19 protein-coding genes are annotated in these 18,706 nt (G+C 32.4%); 13 read left to right on the top strand and 6 right to left on the bottom strand.

Annotated features, from left to right (window positions below; genetic code table 11):
- Window positions 1-25 precede the first annotated feature (25 nt).
- The 6 genes from AC0NBN_RS05140 to AC0NBN_RS05115 form a co-directional block, all read right to left on the bottom strand.
- On the bottom strand, window positions 26-154 hold the full coding sequence (locus tag AC0NBN_RS05140; RefSeq protein ID WP_474467339.1) for a hypothetical protein: 129 nt from the start codon (window positions 152-154) through the stop codon (window positions 26-28).
- 41 nt (window positions 155-195) lie between these two features.
- The gene (locus AC0NBN_RS05135) at window positions 196-915 is read right to left on the bottom strand and encodes a phosphoribosylanthranilate isomerase (RefSeq protein WP_474467336.1); all 720 of its coding nucleotides are present in this window, start codon (window positions 913-915) and stop codon (window positions 196-198) included.
- Window positions 916-927: 12 nt separating this feature from the next.
- Entirely contained in the window at window positions 928-1,704 is a 777-nt protein-coding gene (trpC, locus tag AC0NBN_RS05130; RefSeq protein ID WP_160811984.1) for an indole-3-glycerol phosphate synthase TrpC, read from the bottom strand.
- A gap of 193 nt (window positions 1,705-1,897) precedes the next feature.
- Window positions 1,898-2,881: an anthranilate phosphoribosyltransferase gene (trpD, locus tag AC0NBN_RS05125; RefSeq protein WP_160811983.1), complete on the bottom strand. Its 984-nt coding sequence runs from the start codon at window positions 2,879-2,881 to the stop codon at window positions 1,898-1,900.
- A 69-nt stretch (window positions 2,882-2,950) separates the two neighbouring features.
- A complete protein-coding gene (locus tag AC0NBN_RS05120) occupies window positions 2,951-3,532 on the bottom strand; it encodes an aminodeoxychorismate/anthranilate synthase component II (protein ID WP_160811982.1) in 582 nt (193 codons plus the stop codon).
- Window positions 3,533-3,543: 11 nt separating this feature from the next.
- Window positions 3,544-4,965, bottom strand: coding sequence for an anthranilate synthase component I family protein (locus AC0NBN_RS05115; protein ID WP_160811981.1), 1,422 nt, complete (start codon window positions 4,963-4,965; stop codon window positions 3,544-3,546).
- 314 nt (window positions 4,966-5,279) lie between these two features.
- Between AC0NBN_RS05115 and AC0NBN_RS05110 the strand changes: the two genes are divergently transcribed.
- The 13 genes from AC0NBN_RS05110 to AC0NBN_RS05050 all read left to right on the top strand — a co-directional run bounded on the left by AC0NBN_RS05110 (window position 5,280) and on the right by AC0NBN_RS05050 (window position 18,685).
- Complete coding sequence (locus tag AC0NBN_RS05110; RefSeq protein WP_089742744.1) at window positions 5,280-5,486, top strand: hypothetical protein; 207 nt, start codon at window positions 5,280-5,282, stop codon at window positions 5,484-5,486.
- Window positions 5,486-5,854, top strand: coding sequence for a c-type cytochrome (locus AC0NBN_RS05105; protein WP_160811980.1), 369 nt, complete (start codon window positions 5,486-5,488; stop codon window positions 5,852-5,854). Before AC0NBN_RS05110 ends, AC0NBN_RS05105 begins: the two co-directional genes overlap by 1 nt.
- A complete protein-coding gene (rlmF, locus tag AC0NBN_RS05100) occupies window positions 5,855-6,778 on the top strand; it encodes a 23S rRNA (adenine(1618)-N(6))-methyltransferase RlmF (RefSeq protein ID WP_160811979.1) in 924 nt (307 codons plus the stop codon). It abuts the gene before it with no gap.
- A 208-nt stretch (window positions 6,779-6,986) separates the two neighbouring features.
- Complete coding sequence (gene lysS, locus AC0NBN_RS05095; RefSeq protein ID WP_160811978.1) at window positions 6,987-8,687, top strand: lysine--tRNA ligase; 1,701 nt, start codon at window positions 6,987-6,989, stop codon at window positions 8,685-8,687.
- A gap of 128 nt (window positions 8,688-8,815) precedes the next feature.
- Entirely contained in the window at window positions 8,816-9,355 is a 540-nt protein-coding gene (locus AC0NBN_RS05090; RefSeq protein ID WP_160812026.1) for a sugar transferase, read from the top strand.
- A gap of 4 nt (window positions 9,356-9,359) precedes the next feature.
- Window positions 9,360-10,001: a DUF3575 domain-containing protein gene (locus tag AC0NBN_RS05085; protein ID WP_160811977.1), complete on the top strand. Its 642-nt coding sequence runs from the start codon at window positions 9,360-9,362 to the stop codon at window positions 9,999-10,001.
- A 182-nt stretch (window positions 10,002-10,183) separates the two neighbouring features.
- Entirely contained in the window at window positions 10,184-12,529 is a 2,346-nt protein-coding gene (locus AC0NBN_RS05080; RefSeq protein WP_160811976.1) for a tyrosine-protein kinase, read from the top strand.
- Between the two features lie 12 nt (window positions 12,530-12,541).
- Window positions 12,542-13,660 (top strand): non-hydrolyzing UDP-N-acetylglucosamine 2-epimerase, encoded by a 1,119-nt coding sequence (gene wecB, locus AC0NBN_RS05075; protein WP_160811975.1) that lies wholly within the window; start codon window positions 12,542-12,544, stop codon window positions 13,658-13,660.
- Window positions 13,661-13,674: 14 nt separating this feature from the next.
- Window positions 13,675-14,976, top strand: a complete 1,302-nt coding sequence (locus AC0NBN_RS05070; RefSeq protein WP_160811974.1) for an oligosaccharide flippase family protein — start codon at window positions 13,675-13,677, stop codon at window positions 14,974-14,976.
- A complete protein-coding gene (locus tag AC0NBN_RS05065) occupies window positions 14,973-16,040 on the top strand; it encodes a glycosyltransferase family protein (protein WP_160811973.1) in 1,068 nt (355 codons plus the stop codon). Before AC0NBN_RS05070 ends, AC0NBN_RS05065 begins: the two co-directional genes overlap by 4 nt.
- Window positions 16,040-17,080, top strand: coding sequence for an EpsG family protein (locus AC0NBN_RS05060; RefSeq protein ID WP_160811972.1), 1,041 nt, complete (start codon window positions 16,040-16,042; stop codon window positions 17,078-17,080). Before AC0NBN_RS05065 ends, AC0NBN_RS05060 begins: the two co-directional genes overlap by 1 nt.
- Before the next feature lie 4 nt (window positions 17,081-17,084).
- A complete protein-coding gene (locus AC0NBN_RS05055) occupies window positions 17,085-17,906 on the top strand; it encodes a glycosyltransferase family 2 protein (protein ID WP_160811971.1) in 822 nt (273 codons plus the stop codon).
- 56 nt (window positions 17,907-17,962) lie between these two features.
- Window positions 17,963-18,685, top strand: a complete 723-nt coding sequence (locus tag AC0NBN_RS05050; protein WP_474467322.1) for a glycosyltransferase family 2 protein — start codon at window positions 17,963-17,965, stop codon at window positions 18,683-18,685.
- The last annotated feature ends 21 nt before the right edge of the window (window positions 18,686-18,706 follow it).

Below are 18,706 nucleotides of genomic sequence, written 5' to 3'. Positions count from 1 at the left end.
CCATAAAAAGTCAAGGAATTACGAATTAATCCCAGAGATATTTTTCATCATATTCCATATTGTATTCTTTTTCAATATTTTCATCAATAAAATCTTCACGATATTTTGTCCTGAAAATAATGTGAACGTAATTTTTGACTAATGACTGTGGCATATCTTAAATTTTAATTAAATAAGATTCCATTCTATTCTTTGCTAAAATATCCCTTTGGGACTTTTTAACAGATTTATAAATTCTTTTATTTTTTCTAAATCTTTATTACCAGCTTCGATTTCAAATTTTGAATTAATATCAAGAGCAATTGGTTGATGGTTGATGGTTGATAGTTGATTAATATTTTCCAACGAAATTCCGCCACTTAAAAAATAAGGAACCGGAATTTCAATTTTGTTCAAAACATTCCAGTCAAAAGTTTTTCCTGTTCCGCCAAAAGATTTGGAATCGGTATCGAACAGTAGATAGTTGATGGTTTTTGGTTGATGGTTGTCAGTCTGAGCGAAGTCGAAAACTTTTTTAATTTCACTTTTGACTTCTGTTTTCTCGCTTCCAACCCTAATAACTTTTATAATTTTAATTTCTGAATTTAGCTTTTTTCTTAATTCTGAAATAAAATCTTCAGTTTCATCACCGTGAAGCTGAATGAAATTCAAGTTTGCCTGTTCTGAAATTTTAATGATTTTCTCCAATTCTTCATTTACAAAAACGCCAACTTTTCCTTGGTGATTGATTTCAGAAATCTGTTTTAAACTCAAATGATTAAGAACATAACGTGGCGATTTTTCATAAAAGATAAACCCCAAAAAATCAATTTTTAGATCAATCAATTCTTTAATCTGATTGAGTTTTGTTAATCCGCAAACTTTTAGTCTTGGTTGATGGTTAATGGTTGTTAGTTGTTGGTTATTTGTACTCATACTTTATGCATTTTACATCATACTTTTTATAAAAGTTTCAAATTTTTCTCCGGGATTTTCACTCTTCATAAAATATTCGCCCATCAGAAAACCGTCAAATCCTTGTTCTTTCAGAAATCTAAAATCTTCTTCGTTGTAAATTCCGCTTTCTGCAATAGATATAATGTCTTTCGGAAGCTGATTTTTCAAATCGACAGAATGCTGCAAATTGACTTTAAAATCTTTCAAATTTCTGTTATTGATTCCAACAAAATCAACATTGTTGTTGATATGTTTCAGCTCATCTTCGGAATGGATTTCCAGCAAAACTTCAAGGTTGATAGAATGTGCCAATTCTGTAAATTCGGAAACCTGAATTGGTGAAAGACAAGCTGCAATCAGCAAAATAACATCGGCTCCTATAGATTTGGCTTCATAAAACTGGTATTCATCAATCATAAAATCTTTTCTCAAAATCGGTATATGAAGATGATTTCTAACGCTTAAAATATCATCAAAACTTCCACCGAAAAAATCTTCATCCGTCAATATTGAAACTGCGCTCGCACCAAATTTTTCATATTGGCAAACAACTTCCAAAGGCAAAACTTTATCATTGATAATCCCTTTGCTTGGTGATTTTCGTTTGAATTCTGCGATGATTCCCGATTTCGTTTTGATGGTTTCCTTTAACGAAAAAGTCGGTCTTCCGAAAAACGCTGAATCTTTTAGTTTTTCAAGTGGAATTCTGGATTTTGCTTCTGCAATTTCCTGTTTTTTTCGTTCTATGATTTTATCTAGGATGTTCATTTTTCTGATTTTAGCACAAAACAGTGAATTTATTTTTATTAACAGACTGCTTTCAAGCCGTTAAGTTGTATGTTTTACCAAATTTTATTTTTTGACAAAATTGCGACCCGGCTTGAGCGGAACTCCTTTTGTTGCTGGAAAAGCTGTGGCAAAAGAGTGGGAGCGGAAGACGGAAATTGTCGCCATAAAAATTCTAAATAAGGTTTTTAAGACTTTGCAGAGCCTTTTTGCTTTCCAGACTTTCTTTGGCTGCCAAAAGGGAGTCTTCATAACTTCCGAAATTTCCTGTGCCGAAAAGGGCAACTGCAGCATTTGCTAACACGACGGCGTTTTGCTGTTCAGTACCATTTCCTTCGAGTATGTTTCTAAAAATAGAAGCTGTTTGTGTAGAATTGTCACCTGCTTTAATGCTTTCAGGAGATACCGAATTAAAACCTAAATCTTTAGCTGAATAGATGTTTTCGCCGTTTTTTGTGATGATTTTGGTGTCTTGTGTAAGACTTATCTCATCGTACCCATCTAAACCATGTACTAAAGTAAAATTGTGATCTTTTTTTTGAAGTAAATACTGATAAATGCGGGCAATTTCAAGGTTGTAAACTCCTATTACCGAAAACTGAGGTTTTGCAGGATTAACAAGCGGACCCAATAAATTGAAAAAAGTTCTTAAACCTAAAGATTTTCTCAATTCTACCACAGATTTTAGCGCTGGATGAAAATAAGGAGCATGGAGAAAGCAGATATTGGCTTTTTCCAGGTCTTCCTGCAATTCTTCGGAAGTGCTTTTAAATCTGTATCCCAGCTCTTCCATCACATTGGATGAACCGGTAAGTGTTGAAGCGCCGTAATTTCCGTGCTTGGTAACTTTTTGTCCGGCTCCTGCAACGATGAAGCTTGCCAAAGTTGAGATATTGATGGTATTTTTACCATCACCTCCTGTTCCTACAATATCAACAGCATTATCAGAATCAATATTTATGGGAACAGCCATCTGAAGAAGTGCTTCGCGAAAACCTTCAAGTTCGTCGAGTGTGATATTTCGCATGAGAAATATGCTCATAAAAGCAATTATTTCTGTAGAATTGAATTTATTCTGAGCTAAATCAATAAGTACAGCTTTTGCTTCGGACTTTGACAAGGTATGGTGATTGAAAAGATATTGTAATATTTGTTTCATTGCTTTAGTGGTTACAGCGAGAAGTTTTATTATCTATTTTATAGTTCTTTGTTTATGATTTTCTGACTTCTAGCTTAAAAAATTTTCTAAAATTTGTTTGCCATTGGGCGTTAAAATACTCTCGGGATGATATTGTACTCCATGAAGATCAAAGATTTTATGTTTAAGACTCATGATCATTCCGTTTTTATCTACGCTGGTAACTTCCAGTTCGGAAGGAAAATCTTCAGGATTCACCGCCCAGGAATGATAACGCCCTACTTCCAGCGTTTCGGGGAGATTTCTGAGGATTTTGTGGTCTTTTACACGAATTGCTTCAGTAGCAACACCATGGTAAATTTCTGAAAGATTGATTAAACTGCCACCAAAAGCTTCTGCGATAGCCTGCTGACCAAGACATACTCCCAAGATGCTTTTTGTTTCAGCGTATTTTTTAATCAGATCTAATAATATTCCTGCTTCTTCAGGAATTCCCGGTCCCGGAGAAATAATTATTTTATCATATCTGTTGATTTCTTCCAAAGTAATTTTATCATTTTTTACGATGTCAACTTTTTGGTTCAGTATTTTTTCGATCATCTGCACCAAATTGTAGGTGAAACTGTCGTAATTGTCGAATACCAATACTTTGGCTGCTTTTATATTATCCATTTTTTTCTTTTTTATTTAACCAGTTTTTCTGCTTTCTCCACTGCTTTTTTCAGTGCATTAAGTTTATTGTTTACCTCCTGAAGTTCACTTTGAGGATCAGATTTTGCCACCAATCCGGCGCCTGCCTGATAATAAAGAGTGTTATTTTTACTCAGGAAAGTACGTATCATAATTGCCTGATTGCAGTTGCCGTTTAACCCGATCATTCCTATGCATCCGCCGTAATATCCTCTTGAATCTTTTTCATAAGTGTCAATAAGCTGTAACGCTTTATGTTTTGGAGCACCGCTTAAAGTTCCCTGAGGAAAAGTTGTGGCAACCATTTCAAAAGGATTGGCATTTTCCTGAAGGTCTGCCGTAACTTCGCTGACCATGTGAATAACATGTGAGAAAAGCTGAATTTCCTTTAGCTTGGTAACGGTAATGTTTCTTCCCAGTTTTCCAAGATCATTTCTTGCCAAATCAACCAGCATCGTATGCTCTGCATTTTCTTTCGGATCTTTTTTTAAATGTTCAATAGATTGCAGATCGGTTTCCAGATCTCCTGTTCTTTTAAATGTTCCTGCAATAGGATGAATAATCGCTTTGTTGTCTTTTATAATAAGCTGGCTTTCAGGACTTGACCCGAAGAGTTTGTAATTGCCATAATCGAAGAAAAACAAATAAGGAGACGGATTGATGTTTCTAAGCGCACGGTAAACATTAAACTCGTCACCTTTAAATCTTTGCTGAAATCTGCGGCTGAGTACCAGTTGAAACACGTCTCCTCTCATGCAGTGTTTTTGTGCGGTTTTTACAAGTTCAATATATTCTTCGTCAGATAGATTTGAACTTTCTTCAGAGATTTTTTCAAAAGGATAAATTACTGCATTTTTATTTTTAATTAAATCTTCAACAGTTGTGAAATCAGATTTTATTCCGCTAATCTGGTTTTCGATGAGGTGCATTTCATCATTAAAATGATTGATGGCAATCACATATTGATAAAGCCTGTACCGGAGAATCGGAATCTCAATTTCCGGAGTCTGATCTTTAAATCTGATTTCTTCAAAAAACTGCACAGCTTCAAAACTGGTATACCCAAAAAGGCTTTGTGCGGTTTCTTCTATTTTTTCATTCACTTTTTCATATTGAAAAGTTTTTGAAAACTGATGCAGAAGGTTGGTTAAGTCTATGTTTTCCAAAGATGTTTTTTCAGGATTTTGACCGGGAAATTTTACCTCAAATTCGGATATATTTTTAACTTCAATTCCTGCAATGGCATTGATCGCTATAAAAGAAAAATTGTTTTGCGGATTTTTAGAATCTGCGCTTTCCAGAAGAATGGTGTCCCTGAAGTTGTCACGAAGGCTCAGGTAAATATTCATGGGAGTATGAAGATCTCCCAATATTTTTTTTGAAATTGTTTTTATTGATATTTTTTTATCGAACATTTTGTTTCATTTTTAATAGCTGTTTGAGATATAAACAAAAAAAGACTTCAACGTATCACGTCAAAGTCTTATTTATATTTTTAATATTATACCTGCTGTAATATGATCAACAACACGACAATAGTTTCAGACCCGACGAAGAGTTTGAAAGCCACCACCAATTTCTGTTGTTTGAGATAATCATACTGCAAATGTATATATTTTTTTGAAACCACAAATAAAAAAATCAAAAAATGTTGTTTACCAAATTAGGAGCTTAAGGTGGTGGTGAAAGATAATATTTTCATATTTTTGTGATCAAATTATAATCAACAATGAAAAAAGTTTTAGCAATCGTATTCATCGCAAGTTTAGCGGCAGTAAGCTGCTCAAAAAAAGAAGAAAAATCTCTACAGGACAGCAATATTATGCTTGAAGAACCTGCTGCTCCAACTGTAACTGATTCTACTTCAACAAAAACAGATTCTGCACCGGTAGCGGCACCAGCTCCTGCTGCGGTAGATACTACAGCTGCAAAATAATGAAATATTTGTTTTTGGCAGTAACAGCGACCTTGTTTCTGCTTTCCTGTTCTAAAAAAGATAACTTTGAAGCTCAGCAAACAGATACGGATGACGTACCTTCTCCAGTAGTGAAAAATATTTCCGGACAGGCTTTGATAGAGACTTCCGATTGTATGTCATGCCATAATGTGACTGAAAAAATGATTGGACCTTCCTATCAGGAAATCGCCGCCCGATATTCCGAAAAAGATATTGAAAAACTTGCTTCCAAAATAATTGAAGGCGGAAGCGGAGCTTGGGGAGATGTACCGATGGCGCCTCATTCCCAATTTTCAAAGGAGGATGCCAAAAAAATGGTAGAATATATCCTAAAACAGAAGAAGTAAATGTCTTCTGAAAAATCAAACCTGCACCCAAGAAATCTGCACCGAAATTCTTATGATTTTGATTCCCTGATTTCTTGTGTGCCGGAATTGAAGCATTATGTTTATAAAAATCCTTACGGAAACTTTACCATCAATTTCAGTATTCCGAAAGCGGTAAAATTGCTTAATAAAGCTTTGCTGCAGCATTTTTACGGAATCAAAAACTGGGATATTCCGGATGGTAATCTTTGTCCGCCTATTCCCGGAAGAGCAGATTACGTGCATTATATTGCCGATTTGCTGGCTGAAAATCATCTCGAAATTCCAAAAGGTTGTTCTGTAAAAGGGTTGGATGTCGGAACAGGAGCTAACTTAGTGTATCCTTTAATTGCACATCAATCTTATGGCTGGAGTATGCTCGGAACTGATATCAATAAAGATTCTTTCCAAAACGCACAGCGTATTTTAAGTCAAAATCCCGATTTATCGTCTGAAATTGAATTAAAATTTCAGGAAAATTCAAATTTTATATTTAAAAATGTCATTTCTTCTGAAGATAAGTTTGCTTTTTCAATGTGCAATCCCCCATTTCATAATTCGGGAGAATCTGCTTTGAAAGGTAATTTGAGGAAAACAAAAAATCTCAATAAATCTAAAATTAAAAATCCGAATCTGAATTTCAGCGGACAACAATCTGAACTTTGGTGCGAAGGTGGAGAAATCGGTTTCGTTTCTAAAATGATTGAAGAAAGTGCTATGTTTTCGTCCCAAGTGTTGTGGTTTACCTGTTTGGTTTCAAAAAAAGAAAATCTTTTCAAATTGAATGCACTTTTAAATAAACTAAAAGCAGCAGAAATCAAAACGATTGAAATGTCTCAAGGTCAGAAAGTGAGCAGGATTTTAGCCTGGACTTTTATTTCTAAAACTGAAAGGAAAGTTTTTTAAATTATTTTTTGGGCAGCAATTTCCGTCTTCCGTTCCCGCTTTTTTGCTCGTCGTACCTCCTCACAAAAAGAGCTCCACTCAAGCCGGGCTGCAATTTGGTGATGTTATAGAAGTTATCCAAATTTCGGGTAAAATCTTATCATAAAATTTAACTTCCATAAAACCTTTAAATTCACTATTTTTGCAATTCGAAAAAATTGAATTTACAATGCAACTATCAGAACAGGAAATCATTAGAAGAGAAAAGCTGAATAAGCTTGTTGAAATGGGAATCAATGCATTCCCGGCAGATGAATATGTAATTACAGATACTACCGAATCTATAAAACAGAATTTCTCTGAGAGTAAACAGGTGAAAATTGCGGGAAGATTGATGTCACGCAGAATTCAGGGGAAAGCTTCTTTTGCTGAGTTGCAGGATTCTACAGGTAAAATTCAGGTTTACTTTAACCGTGACGAAATCTGTACCGGAGAAGATAAAACTTTATATAACGATGTATATAAACACCTTTTAGATATTGGTGACATCATTGGGGTTGAAGGTGAGCTGTTCACTACTCAGGTTGGTGAAAAAACAGTTTTGGTGAAAAATTTCACTTTGCTTACCAAATCTTTAAGACCGCTTCCACTTGCAAAAACTGATGAGAATGGAGTAGTGCATGATGCTTTCAATGATGCGGAAATGAGATACAGACAGCGTTATGTAGATTTAACGGTAAATCCTCATGTGAAAGAAATTTTCGTGAAAAGAACAAAATTGTTCAATGCCATGAGAACTTTCTTCAACGATGCAGGATATTTTGAAGTTGAAACGCCAATTTTGCAGTCAATTCCCGGTGGAGCAGCAGCAAGACCGTTTATTACACATCACAATGCTTTAGATATTCCATTATATTTAAGAATTGCAAACGAATTATATCTTAAAAGATTGATCGTTGGTGGATTTGATGGCGTTTACGAATTCTCGAAAAATTTCAGAAATGAAGGAATGGATAGAACCCATAATCCGGAATTTACCGCAATGGAAATTTATGTGGCTTATAAAGATTACAACTGGATGATGGATTTCACAGAGAAATTGCTGGAATTCTGTGCAACTTCTGTAAATGGTAGTGCAGAATCTAGATTCGGTGAACACACGATCAGCTGGAAAGCTCCTTATCCAAGAGTTTCTATGACAGAAGCAATCCTAAAATATACAGGTTTTGATATTACAGGTAAAACGGAACAGGAATTATTCGACTTCGCAAAATCTATCGGAATCGACGTAAACGAAACGATGGGGAAAGGGAAATTAATTGATGAAATTTTTGGCGAAAAATGTGAAGGGAATTTCATACAGCCGACATTTATTACTGATTATCCGATCGAAATGTCACCTTTAACCAAAAAACACAGAAGCAAAGATGGTCTTACAGAGCGTTTTGAATTGATGGTTTGTGGTAAGGAAATCGCAAATGCTTATTCAGAATTAAATGATCCGATTGATCAGAGAGAACGTTTCGAAGAGCAGCTGAAATTATCAGAGAAAGGTGATGATGAAGCAACCGGATTTATCGATGAAGATTTCCTTAGAGCTTTGGAATACGGAATGCCGCCAACTTCCGGTCTGGGAATCGGAATGGACAGACTGATTATGTTCCTGACGAATAATCCATCTATTCAGGAAGTCTTATTCTTCCCTCAGATGAGACCTGAAAAAGTGGTTCCGCAGATTGAATTGGGAGAAGATGAAAAAGTAATTCTGGAGATTTTAAATTCTCAGGAAAATGCATTTTCTTTAGCAGAAGTGAAAGAAAGAAGCCAGTTATCCGGTAAAAAATGGGATAAAGCTTCAAAAAATCTTACCAAACATGGTATGGTAAAAGTGGAAAAAATTGATGATAATGTTTTGATGAAGCTGGTTTAAAGTTATTATATTAATATGGAATAGGGTTATCTTAGGATAACCTTTTTTTATCTCTATTTAATTATTTTAAATATCTTTACCGGACAATTAAATGCAACGTGAAAAAATACCCTTGGTGGAAAGCAATGATGGATTACGGACTAAGTCTTATATCAATTATTATTCTGCTGCCTTTATTTTTATTATTGATTATAATTTCATCTTTCGATACTGGCTTTCCGGGAATATTTACACAGAAAAGAGTAGGACGATACGGTAAAACTTTTGTTATTTACAAATTAAGAACTTATCATGCTAAAACCTCTAAAAAGTCTTCTGTTGGAAAATGGATGCGGAAAACAAAACTTGATGAACTGCCTCAGTTGTTTAATATTTTGAAAGGTGATATGTCTTTTGTTGGTCCAAGACCAGACATTCCCGGATATTATGACGCATTAGAAGGCAAAAATCAATTGATTTTAAATTTAAAGCCAGGTCTTACCAGCGAAGCTGGAATAAGGTTCAGTAATGAAGAGGAAATCCTTAAACAGCAGAAAAATCCTTTGGAATATAATGATACTATTCTTTTTCCTGAGAAAGTAAAAATGAATCTGGATTACTATTATCAGCTTTCATTTAAAAAAGATGCACAGATTTTGCTGAAGACCTTTTTTCTCATTTTAAAATAAATTAATGTTTTTAAAAATCTGCATTTTAAGACTAGTGCAAAAAATTTGTACAGTACTTATATTATTTTTTGTCTTATCAGTAAAAGCTCAAACACAGGTTAAAATTAATGCGCCTTTTGTTTCTTTCGGAATTTTTAATGCTTCAGCAGAGCGATCATTGAATAAAAAAATATCTTTGCAGGCTGAAGTTTTTATTTCTCCCTGGAAATCATTTAGCGGGAAAAATCTCCAGATCTACATGGGTACTTTGGAAGGCAGGTATTATTTTGGTGAAGTCATGAAGAAATGGCATCTTGGAATTTACGGATCTGTTGGTGCTTTTAATTTACAAAAGTGGAACTACTTCAATCCTGCGCCTGTAGTTGATGAAAATGGAGTTCCGGAGTTATTACCGGATGGGACTGTCCGTGTAACAGATCGTTACCAGAAAGGACTGGCTTTTATATTGGGAATTAGTGGCGGTTATCACTTTATTATAAATGATAAGCTGGGAATTGACGTTTTTGGTGGTGTCGGACTTACTCAGTCATTGTATAAAGGATATTTGAAAGATAACGGAGAACGATATGATGGTGCAAAGAACTGGAATAAAAGCGGAGAAATAATTCCTACAAGAGGCGGAGTGATGATTACTTATATATTGTAGATTAATATGTTAGCCTTATTTCTGGTTAAGTTTTTTTTTGTATTATTATACACCATTAATTTTTTTTATGTTAAGTAAAGATTATGGTAAATTATCCTTTGTCAATACTGCTTTTTATAGTAAATAATGGATATATTTGCAATCGTTTATAAAAATTAATATTTAAGCATTAATCCAAAAAAATGGATAGTAATAAGAAAGAAATTAATATAAAAGAGCTTTTAACACCATATTTAAGAAACTGGAAATATTTTGTTGCCACAGTTTTTCTGGCATTACTTGCGGCAATTTATTATATTAAATCAAAATCTCCTGTCTATAAAGCCCAGACCTCTGTACTTATTAAAGATGCAAAAAAGATGTCTGCTGCTTCTGGAGATATTGGGGTTCTTCAGAGTCTAGGCGGAATTGGTGGTATGGGAACCAATAGCATAGAAAATGAAGTAGGTGTATTCGAATCCAAATCAATTGTAGAAGATGCGTTAAAAGGTCTGAATTTTCAGACTAGATTTTACGCAAAACAAAGTCTTAAAAATATTGAGTTATATGGTAAAACCAATCCGTATATCATCAATATTATTCAGGAAAAGGAGAATGCTGAATTACCCAAGAAACCAATCTTTATTAAAACTAAGGGTAATGAAATAATTTTGTCTTCCGCTGAGTTTGATAAAGATATAGTAACATCCTTCGGCAGAACTACAAGTTTGCCGTTTGCTTTAATAATCATAACCAAAAATATTGACTATAAAGCTCCTCAGAAAGTAGATATGTCTGATCTTTTTTTCTACTATTCTAATTTTGATGATGCTGTAAATGATTATCAGGAAGCACTAAAAGTCGATCTTCTTGATAAAGATGGAACGATCATCAATCTCTCGGTAGATTTTGAAAATAGAGATAAAGCAAAAGATTTTCTCAATAAAATAGTCAGACAATATAACAGTTACGCAATTAGCGATAAAAATATTGAATCTAAAAAAACGAAAGATTTTATTGATCAGAGAATTGTAATTATTTCAAAAGAGCTTGGAGATGTAGAATCCCAGAAAGAAGGTTTTAAATCGGGTAATAATATTGTGGATTTGCCTACTGAAGCAAGAATAAATCTTCAGATGAAGGAACAGAGTAAGGCACAAATTCTGGAGATAGGAACGCAGATGGAGATTACAAAATTTTTGAGAAGCTCTCTTAATAGTAAAGGCAATGGCGATGTACTACCACTAAATGTAGGATTGGAAAACGAGGCTGCATTAAATGCCATTCAGGAATACAATGCTTTGGTTGTAAGAAGAAATAAATATTTGCAGGAAGCAACTCCGGATAATCCACTGGTAAGAGATGCAAATAAACAGATTGAGCAAATGAAGTCATCGCTTGCAGAATCTCTGCAAAGAAATATGAAAACTCTTGATCTTGCACGAAGAAAGGTTGAAACTCAGCTTGGAGGCTCTGAAAATATGATTAGTAAAATACCAGGGCAGGAAAAGCTTTTCAGAAATATCGAGAGGCAGCAACAAATAAAAGAGAGTCTTTATCTTTTGTTGTTGCAAAAGAGAGAAGAAGCTGCTATCAGTATGGAAATTACTGCTGAAAAAGCAAGAGTCATAGACAGAGCTTTTATTCTGAAAAAACCTGTGGCACCTAGAAAAATGGTTATTTTAGGAATAAGTCTTTTTATTGGGTTTTTAATTCCCTTCGCTGTAATTTATATAAAAAGCTTATTACAAAGCACTATTTTGAGTAGAGCAGATATTTCAAAATTGACGGATTTACCTATTTTAGCAGAAATTCCTAAACTCAAAAGAAAAGACAATGCTCTTTTATCCTTTAATGATGTTTCTCCAATGGCAGAAGCATTCAGAATTTTTGTTACCAACCTGAAGTTTTTGCTTCCAAATAAAGATTCTGGTAAAGTGATTATGGTAACATCTTCTGTAAAAGGAGAGGGCAAAACATTTGTATCTACTAATCTTTCTATTATTTTGGCTTCGTCACGAGACAGAGTATTGATTATAGGTGCTGATGTCAGAAATCCTCAGTTACAACGCTACAATACCGCTATGAAATCTGCTAAAGGTCTAACTGAATTTTTAGGAGGAGAAAATCTGAATATTGAAGAAATTATTCATCCAAGCGGTTATAACGAAAATTGTGATTTCATTTATTCCGGTGCAATACCGCCAAATCCGACAGATCTATTACAAAATGGAAGGATAGATGAGCTTTTATCCCTCATTAAAGCGGAAAACAAATATAAATATATTGTACTAGATACAGCACCGCTTTTACTCGTAACAGACTCTTTACTGATTGCGGAGAAAGCAGACGCCACTGTATATGTTACACGTTCTGAAGTTACAGAAAAGAGTTATTTCGAGTTTATCAATAAATCTGTAGAAGACCAAAAGCTTAAAAATGTAGGTTTAGTTATAAACAGTGTAAAAGAAACACATTTTGGCTATGGAAACAAATATGGCTATGGATATAATGCTGATGAGAAGAAATGGTGGCATATCTTCAAATAATTTTACAGATCAATGAAAAAGAATTTGATAGTTTTCGGGACAAGACCTGAAGCAATAAAAATGATTCCTTTGGTGAAAAAATTCAAGGAATATCCAGAACTATTCTCCACAAAAGTTTGCGTCACAGCACAACACAGAGAAATGCTAGATCAGGTTTTGGATTTTTTTGATATTTTACCAGATTACGATCTGGACGTGATGAAGCCTAATCAGGACTTGTATTTGCTTACATCTACCATTATTGAAAAAATGAAATATGTACTGCATGATTTCCAGCCCGATTATGTTTTTATTCATGGAGATACAACTACAACGATGGCAGCAGCTATATCTGCCTTTTATTCTGGAGCCAAAGTATGTCATGTGGAAGCTGGGCTTCGTACAAATAATAAGCTGTCTCCTTTTCCTGAAGAAATGAATAGGCAAATTGCTGGTAGAATTGCAGATTATCATTTTGCTCCAACCCTACAATCTAAAAGCAATCTTTTAAAAGAAAACATATTACCCGAAACAATTTTAATAACCGGTAATACTGTCATAGATGCTCTTTTGGAAAGTTCAATTCGTGTTGAGAATTACTCTAGTATAGAAATTGAAAACCTGAAGCATAAGATCAATTTTGATCATAAAATAATTTTGGTTACTGGACACCGCCGTGAAAATCATGGTCAAGGATTTATCAATATATGTAATTCTCTCAAAGAAATAGCTTTTATATATCCGGAAGTGCAAATTGTTTATCCTGTGCATCTCAATCCCAAAGTAAAGAATGTAGTTTATGAAACTTTATCTGGAATTGATAATATATTCTTGATTGATCCGTTGTCTTATCCAGCCTTTGTGTGGCTTATGAAAAAATGTTACATTTTACTTACTGATTCAGGTGGTGTTCAAGAGGAGGCTCCAAGTTTAGGAAAACCAGTTCTTGTCATGCGCAATACCACAGAAAGATATGAATCTGTTGAAGCAGGAACAGTTACACTAGTGGGAAGTTCCAGAGAAAAAATTGTTTATGAAACCAAAAGATTAATTGAAGATGAAGATCTCTATAAAAAAACTAGCGAAAAAAACAATCCTTATGGTGATGGTAAAGCAAGTCAAAGAATTGTAGATTTTATTGCTCAACTGTAAATCATAGTATAATAATGTTGGTTCATATATTCAATAAATTAATTCAGAATGACATAAACAGACGCATATTTAATCACAGTGTTTGGATTCTGCTAGGAAATATAGTTTCAAAAACAACATTGTTATTATCTACAATTCTATTATCTAATATACTTTTAAAAGAAGAATATGGTCAATTTGGTATCTTAAAATCAACAATTATTATGTTTTCGGCTTTTGCAGGGCTAGAATTGGGACTAACAGCAACAAAATATATTTCTCAATATAAATATTCAAACAAAAAAAAAGTAGAAAATATAATAGGACTATCTAATTTATTTAGTATTACAATTAGTTTTATTATTGCATGTTTGATTTTTATATTTTCTGATGAAATAGCCGAAATGATCAAAGCTCCCAAACTCTCTTCCGGACTTAAGATTACTTCAGGGATCATCTTTTTTTCCTCATTAAATGGTATTCAGAACGGTATCTTTGCCGGTCTTGAAAAATTCAAAGAACTATCTATCAATACTTCTATTGCAGGAGTTATTTCATCGGTAGGAATGGTTTTTGGAGCCAAATATTTTGGTTTATTAGGAGTGATTATCTTTTTTGGAAGCAATTATCTAATTCTTTACATTCTTAATTACTTCTTACTGCGTAAGTTTTTTTATAAAGCTTATAAAATTAAATTATTTAACAGAGAAAATTTCAACGAACTCAAAATAATCTGGAAATTTAGTTTACCAGCTATTTTAGCTGCTTTGATGGTTGCCCCCGTTACGTGGATTTGTAATTATATTTTGGTACAGCCCGCTTCTGGATATGTTGAGATGGCTTATTTCGATATTGCTAATCAGTGGCGAAATGCTGTTTTATTTATTCCAACTGCATTATCTCAAATTGCTTTGCCTATGCTTTCTGCTGCAGTAGAAGATTCTAAATTGTACAAAACGACATATATAAAAAATATAAAATTAAACTTTTGTATCGCATTAATTTTAGTTATTGTATTGGTTGTTGGTTCTCCGATAATCATTTCTGCCTACGATAATGATTATCATGAGGCTTTATATCCATTAATTATTATGTTTGTCACAACAGGTTTAATTGCAATTAACAATGTTATAGGACAGGTCATTGCCAGCAAAAATAAAATGTGGCTTGGTTTTATGGTTAATTTTATTTGGGGTGTTTCACTAATTATGTTAAGTTATATTTTTGTGACATTACTTCAGTGGGGAGCAGTAGGTATAAGTTTGGCTTATCTGCTAAGTTATACTATTCATACCATTATTCAGTTTTTACTGATAAAGAATATTTTGAAAATATGATATTATTTTTATCTAAATATCCAGAAAAAGAAGAAGACTTCAGAGATGGTCTTTTTCAGAGAGTCGTGCATGTAGATTCACTTTTTTCAGATAAGAAAAAAGTATATTTGGTGGCATCTCCTTATAGATATTTTAAGAAGACATATGCGATAGATAAAATTGAAAACAGAATTATTATTAAATATAATTTATTTATTCATTTCTTTTTAATACTATCAATTTATAAAAAGTCTAAGATTATTTACATACATTCAATTCATAATTTGCTTTATCAGTTTATTTTTTTACTATTTTTTAGTAAAAAAGTTGTCCTTGATCTTCATGGTTTAGTTCCGGAAGAGTTCGCATTGGAAAAAGATTTTAAAAGAGAATTTATATTTAATAAAGTCGAAAAAATTGTATATAAAAAATTAGATGTAGTTATCGGTGTTACCAATAATATGATTAATCATTATAAAAGAAAATATCCTAATTATAATCCCGAATATATAGTTTATCCTATACTGCCTAATAATCTTGAATCGACTGTTCAAGAAAAATATTATACAAAAGAGTCTACAAATAATAAGGTACAATTTATTTATAGCGGTAATTTACAGGCATGGCAGAATATTGATTTGATGTTAGACTGCATAAAAAATATAGGTGAAAATGATAGATATTTTTTTCAAATACTTACGGGCGAAGTAGATAAAATGAAAAAAAAGTTTAAGGAAAAAAACATTAAATTAGATAATGTTGACATAAGGGGGGTAAAAACAAATGAATTGGCGGAGTATTATGAGAAAGCGCATTATGGTTTTGTATTGCGAGATGATATATCTGTAAATAATGTAGCTTGTCCAACAAAACTTGTTGAATATATGAATTATGGAATTATACCCATTGTATTAAGTAGTAAAATAGGGGACTTTGAGAGGATGAAATACGATTATGTATCGTTAGAAAATTTAAATATGACTTTATTACCAAGAAAAAGTCTTCACAATGAAAATTTAATTAAGTCATTATATGATGAGAGTTACAAATCAAAAACTCAAATCATAAATTTGTATAAAATCTAATGATCAATTTATTTTTTGCGCTTTTTTTTATCTTTGCAACTCTGTTTTTGATTAATATCAGGCACAGAATTACCATTAACTTAATAGCAATAATTTCTGCCATTATTTTAATTCTTGTTTCCGGATTAAGGGCTAGAGGCGTTGATAGGGACTTTTTCATATATAAAGGATTCTGGATGACGAAAAAATTACGTGGTAATGTTGAAGACTCTTTTTATTTTATTCGAAATTTTATTAAAGAAGATCTAGGTCTGGATTTTCAATATTTATTACTTACTTATGCTTTTTTGGGGGTAAGTATAAAATTGATATCAATACGTAAACTCTCCCCTTTGTTTTGGGGATCTCTGCTTATTTATTTTTCAAACTATTACATCTTACATGAATTTACTCAAATAAGGATTGGTGTAGCTACAGGATTTCTTCTGATGTCTCTCTATTTTCTATCAGATAAAAAATATATTCTGTTTTATTTTTTTGCTATTATCGCTGTTTTTTTTCATCAGAGTTGCTTTTTTGTTTTAGTTTTTCCTGTAATTCAAAATACTGAAAAGAATCTTAGATTTTATTATCTTGTTGTACCACTGGGGTATTTATTTTACTTTTTTAATACCTATTTAAATTTTAAAATACCAATTCCAAGTCTTCAGGAAAAAATAGATTTGTATGAAACAGCAACTGAGTCTGGATTTATGAAAGATGAAAAAACTAACGTTTTTAATGCTTTATTCTTAATTAGGATTTCAATTCTAAACATTATACTGTATTTTGCCAAGAAAATACATAATAATTTTTCTGGAGTTTATCTTTTTGTTAAAATCTACTCTTTTTCACTTTTTAGTTATCTTTTTTTATCTAAAATTCCTGTTTTTGCTTTTAGAATACAAGAATTGTTAGGTGTTGTGGAAATTATATTGATTCCGTGTATAATATTTATCTTTCCTCAAAAATTTCGATTTTTAGGAGTTGTTCTAATATTTATGATTGCGCTGATTTTCTTTTTAATGAATATTTTCTATATAAAGCTTTTAATAGAATAAAGAGATGAATGCTAAAATAGCAATCCTTCTTTCTACCTACAATGGAGAAAAGTATTTGAAGATGCAGATACAATCTTTATTAGAACAAGATTTCAAAGAATGGTATCTGTATATAAGAGATGACGGCTCTACCGATAGAACGGTTGATATAATTGAAGAGTTTTGCAAAATTCACACAAATATTTATTTTATTAGTGATGGAAAAAATAAGGGTGCTGCAATCAGTTTCATGTATCTGCTTTCAATTGTAGAGGCAGATTACTATATGTTTTGTGATCAAGATGACTTTTGGTTTAAAAATAAAATAAGTACATTGTATAAAACAATGGACAAAAATGCAATAACGCCTGAGCTAATTTTTTCTGATGCAAAAGTTACAAATGAGTACTTAGATATAATAGATGACTCTTTTTGGAATTATAATAAAGTATCACCAAATTTATTGCTAGAAAAACCGGAATACATTGCGGTATATAATTCTACACCTGGCTGCACTATGATGTTTAATAGAGCATTGAAAGAACATCTACAGGATTACGGAGAAAAAGTATATATGCATGATTGGTATGTAATGATAAAAGCGGCTCAGGTTGGTGTTTTAAAATGTGTTTGTCAACCTTTAATGGCTTATAGACAACATCAAAACAATGTATTAGGAGCAAGGAAAGTTGAATGGCGAGAAAGATTTGCAAAACTATTAAAAGTAAAAAAAACTATAAAAGAACAAATACAAATTTTTCAGTTTTGTAATAAATATTGTAATATTAACTTACTTAACTTTTATGTACTTAAATTTAAATTTAACATTTTAAGATTTAAAAAATAAATTATTATTTCATACTACCATAAAACTAAATTCTTATTATGAAAGTGAGTGTTTGTATGGCAACATATAATGGCGAGAATTTTATACAAGAACAATTGCAATCTATTTTAATACAATTAAATAGCATTGATGAAGTTATTATTTCTGACGATGGTTCAACTGATAATACAATTGATATAATTAATAGTTTTAATGATAAAAGAATAATCTTGGTTTTCAATAAAAGTCAAAAAAAAGGATATACTCCAAATTTCGAAAATGCACTAAAGTATTCATCAGGTGATGTTATTTTTTTATCAGATCAGGATGATGTTTGGTTGCCTGGTAAATATGAGACCGTAATAGCATGTCTTAAAAATTCAGATTTAGTGGTAACCAATTCTATGGTAACTGACGAAAACCTAAATGTTACGAATCAATCATTTTTTAGTATTTACAATTCTGGACCGGGAATTTTGAAAAATATATTTTGCAGTACTTATTATGGATGCTGTATGGCATTTAATAGAAAAATTTTAAACTATGCAATGCCCTTTCCTCAATACAAAGATACAGGAATTGATCTGTGGATAGGTTTAGTAGCAGAAGTCATGGGAAAAGTACAATTTATTGATCAGCCTTTGCTGTTATGGAGACGTTCTGATTCTGCAACTACAAACCTTGGAAGTATTTTTACTAGAAGCAACAGACCTTTGCATCTTAAGCTTTATAAAAGATGGATGGGCCTTTATAATCTATTTAAAGTTGCTATTAAATATAAAATTCAACGTAACAGCTAAAATATAGTACAGATTGTATAA

The organism is Chryseobacterium sp. L12 (assembly GCF_056133985.1).
The sequence above is the reverse complement of the archived record's forward strand: the minus strand, read 5'-3'. Positions and strand labels throughout refer to the sequence as shown.

What these genes read in the sequence shown, in the direction of transcription:
- AC0NBN_RS05110 (WP_089742744.1), top strand. Translation starts at nt 5,280, where the DNA reads ATGAAAAAAGTTTTAGCAATCGTATTCATCGCAAGTTTAGCGGCAGTA.
- AC0NBN_RS05070 (WP_160811974.1), top strand. Translation starts at nt 13,675, where the DNA reads ATGTTGGTTCATATATTCAATAAATTAATTCAGAATGACATAAACAGA.
- AC0NBN_RS05080 (WP_160811976.1), top strand. Translation starts at nt 10,184, where the DNA reads ATGGATAGTAATAAGAAAGAAATTAATATAAAAGAGCTTTTAACACCA.
- AC0NBN_RS05135 (WP_474467336.1), bottom strand. Translation starts at nt 915, where the DNA reads ATGAGTACAAATAACCAACAACTAACAACCATTAACCATCAACCAAGA.
- trpC (WP_160811984.1), bottom strand. Translation starts at nt 1,704, where the DNA reads ATGAACATCCTAGATAAAATCATAGAACGAAAAAAACAGGAAATTGCA.
- AC0NBN_RS05055 (WP_160811971.1), top strand. Translation starts at nt 17,085, where the DNA reads ATGAATGCTAAAATAGCAATCCTTCTTTCTACCTACAATGGAGAAAAG.
- AC0NBN_RS05065 (WP_160811973.1), top strand. Translation starts at nt 14,973, where the DNA reads ATGATATTATTTTTATCTAAATATCCAGAAAAAGAAGAAGACTTCAGA.
- AC0NBN_RS05115 (WP_160811981.1), bottom strand. Translation starts at nt 4,965, where the DNA reads ATGTTCGATAAAAAAATATCAATAAAAACAATTTCAAAAAAAATATTG.
- trpD (WP_160811983.1), bottom strand. Translation starts at nt 2,881, where the DNA reads ATGAAACAAATATTACAATATCTTTTCAATCACCATACCTTGTCAAAG.
- AC0NBN_RS05085 (WP_160811977.1), top strand. Translation starts at nt 9,360, where the DNA reads ATGTTTTTAAAAATCTGCATTTTAAGACTAGTGCAAAAAATTTGTACA.
- wecB (WP_160811975.1), top strand. Translation starts at nt 12,542, where the DNA reads ATGAAAAAGAATTTGATAGTTTTCGGGACAAGACCTGAAGCAATAAAA.
- AC0NBN_RS05140 (WP_474467339.1), bottom strand. Translation starts at nt 154, where the DNA reads ATGCCACAGTCATTAGTCAAAAATTACGTTCACATTATTTTCAGGACA.
- rlmF (WP_160811979.1), top strand. Translation starts at nt 5,855, where the DNA reads ATGTCTTCTGAAAAATCAAACCTGCACCCAAGAAATCTGCACCGAAAT.
- AC0NBN_RS05120 (WP_160811982.1), bottom strand. Translation starts at nt 3,532, where the DNA reads ATGGATAATATAAAAGCAGCCAAAGTATTGGTATTCGACAATTACGAC.
- AC0NBN_RS05090 (WP_160812026.1), top strand. Translation starts at nt 8,816, where the DNA reads ATGGATTACGGACTAAGTCTTATATCAATTATTATTCTGCTGCCTTTA.
- lysS (WP_160811978.1), top strand. Translation starts at nt 6,987, where the DNA reads ATGCAACTATCAGAACAGGAAATCATTAGAAGAGAAAAGCTGAATAAG.
- AC0NBN_RS05105 (WP_160811980.1), top strand. Translation starts at nt 5,486, where the DNA reads ATGAAATATTTGTTTTTGGCAGTAACAGCGACCTTGTTTCTGCTTTCC.
- AC0NBN_RS05060 (WP_160811972.1), top strand. Translation starts at nt 16,040, where the DNA reads ATGATCAATTTATTTTTTGCGCTTTTTTTTATCTTTGCAACTCTGTTT.
- AC0NBN_RS05050 (WP_474467322.1), top strand. Translation starts at nt 17,963, where the DNA reads ATGGCAACATATAATGGCGAGAATTTTATACAAGAACAATTGCAATCT.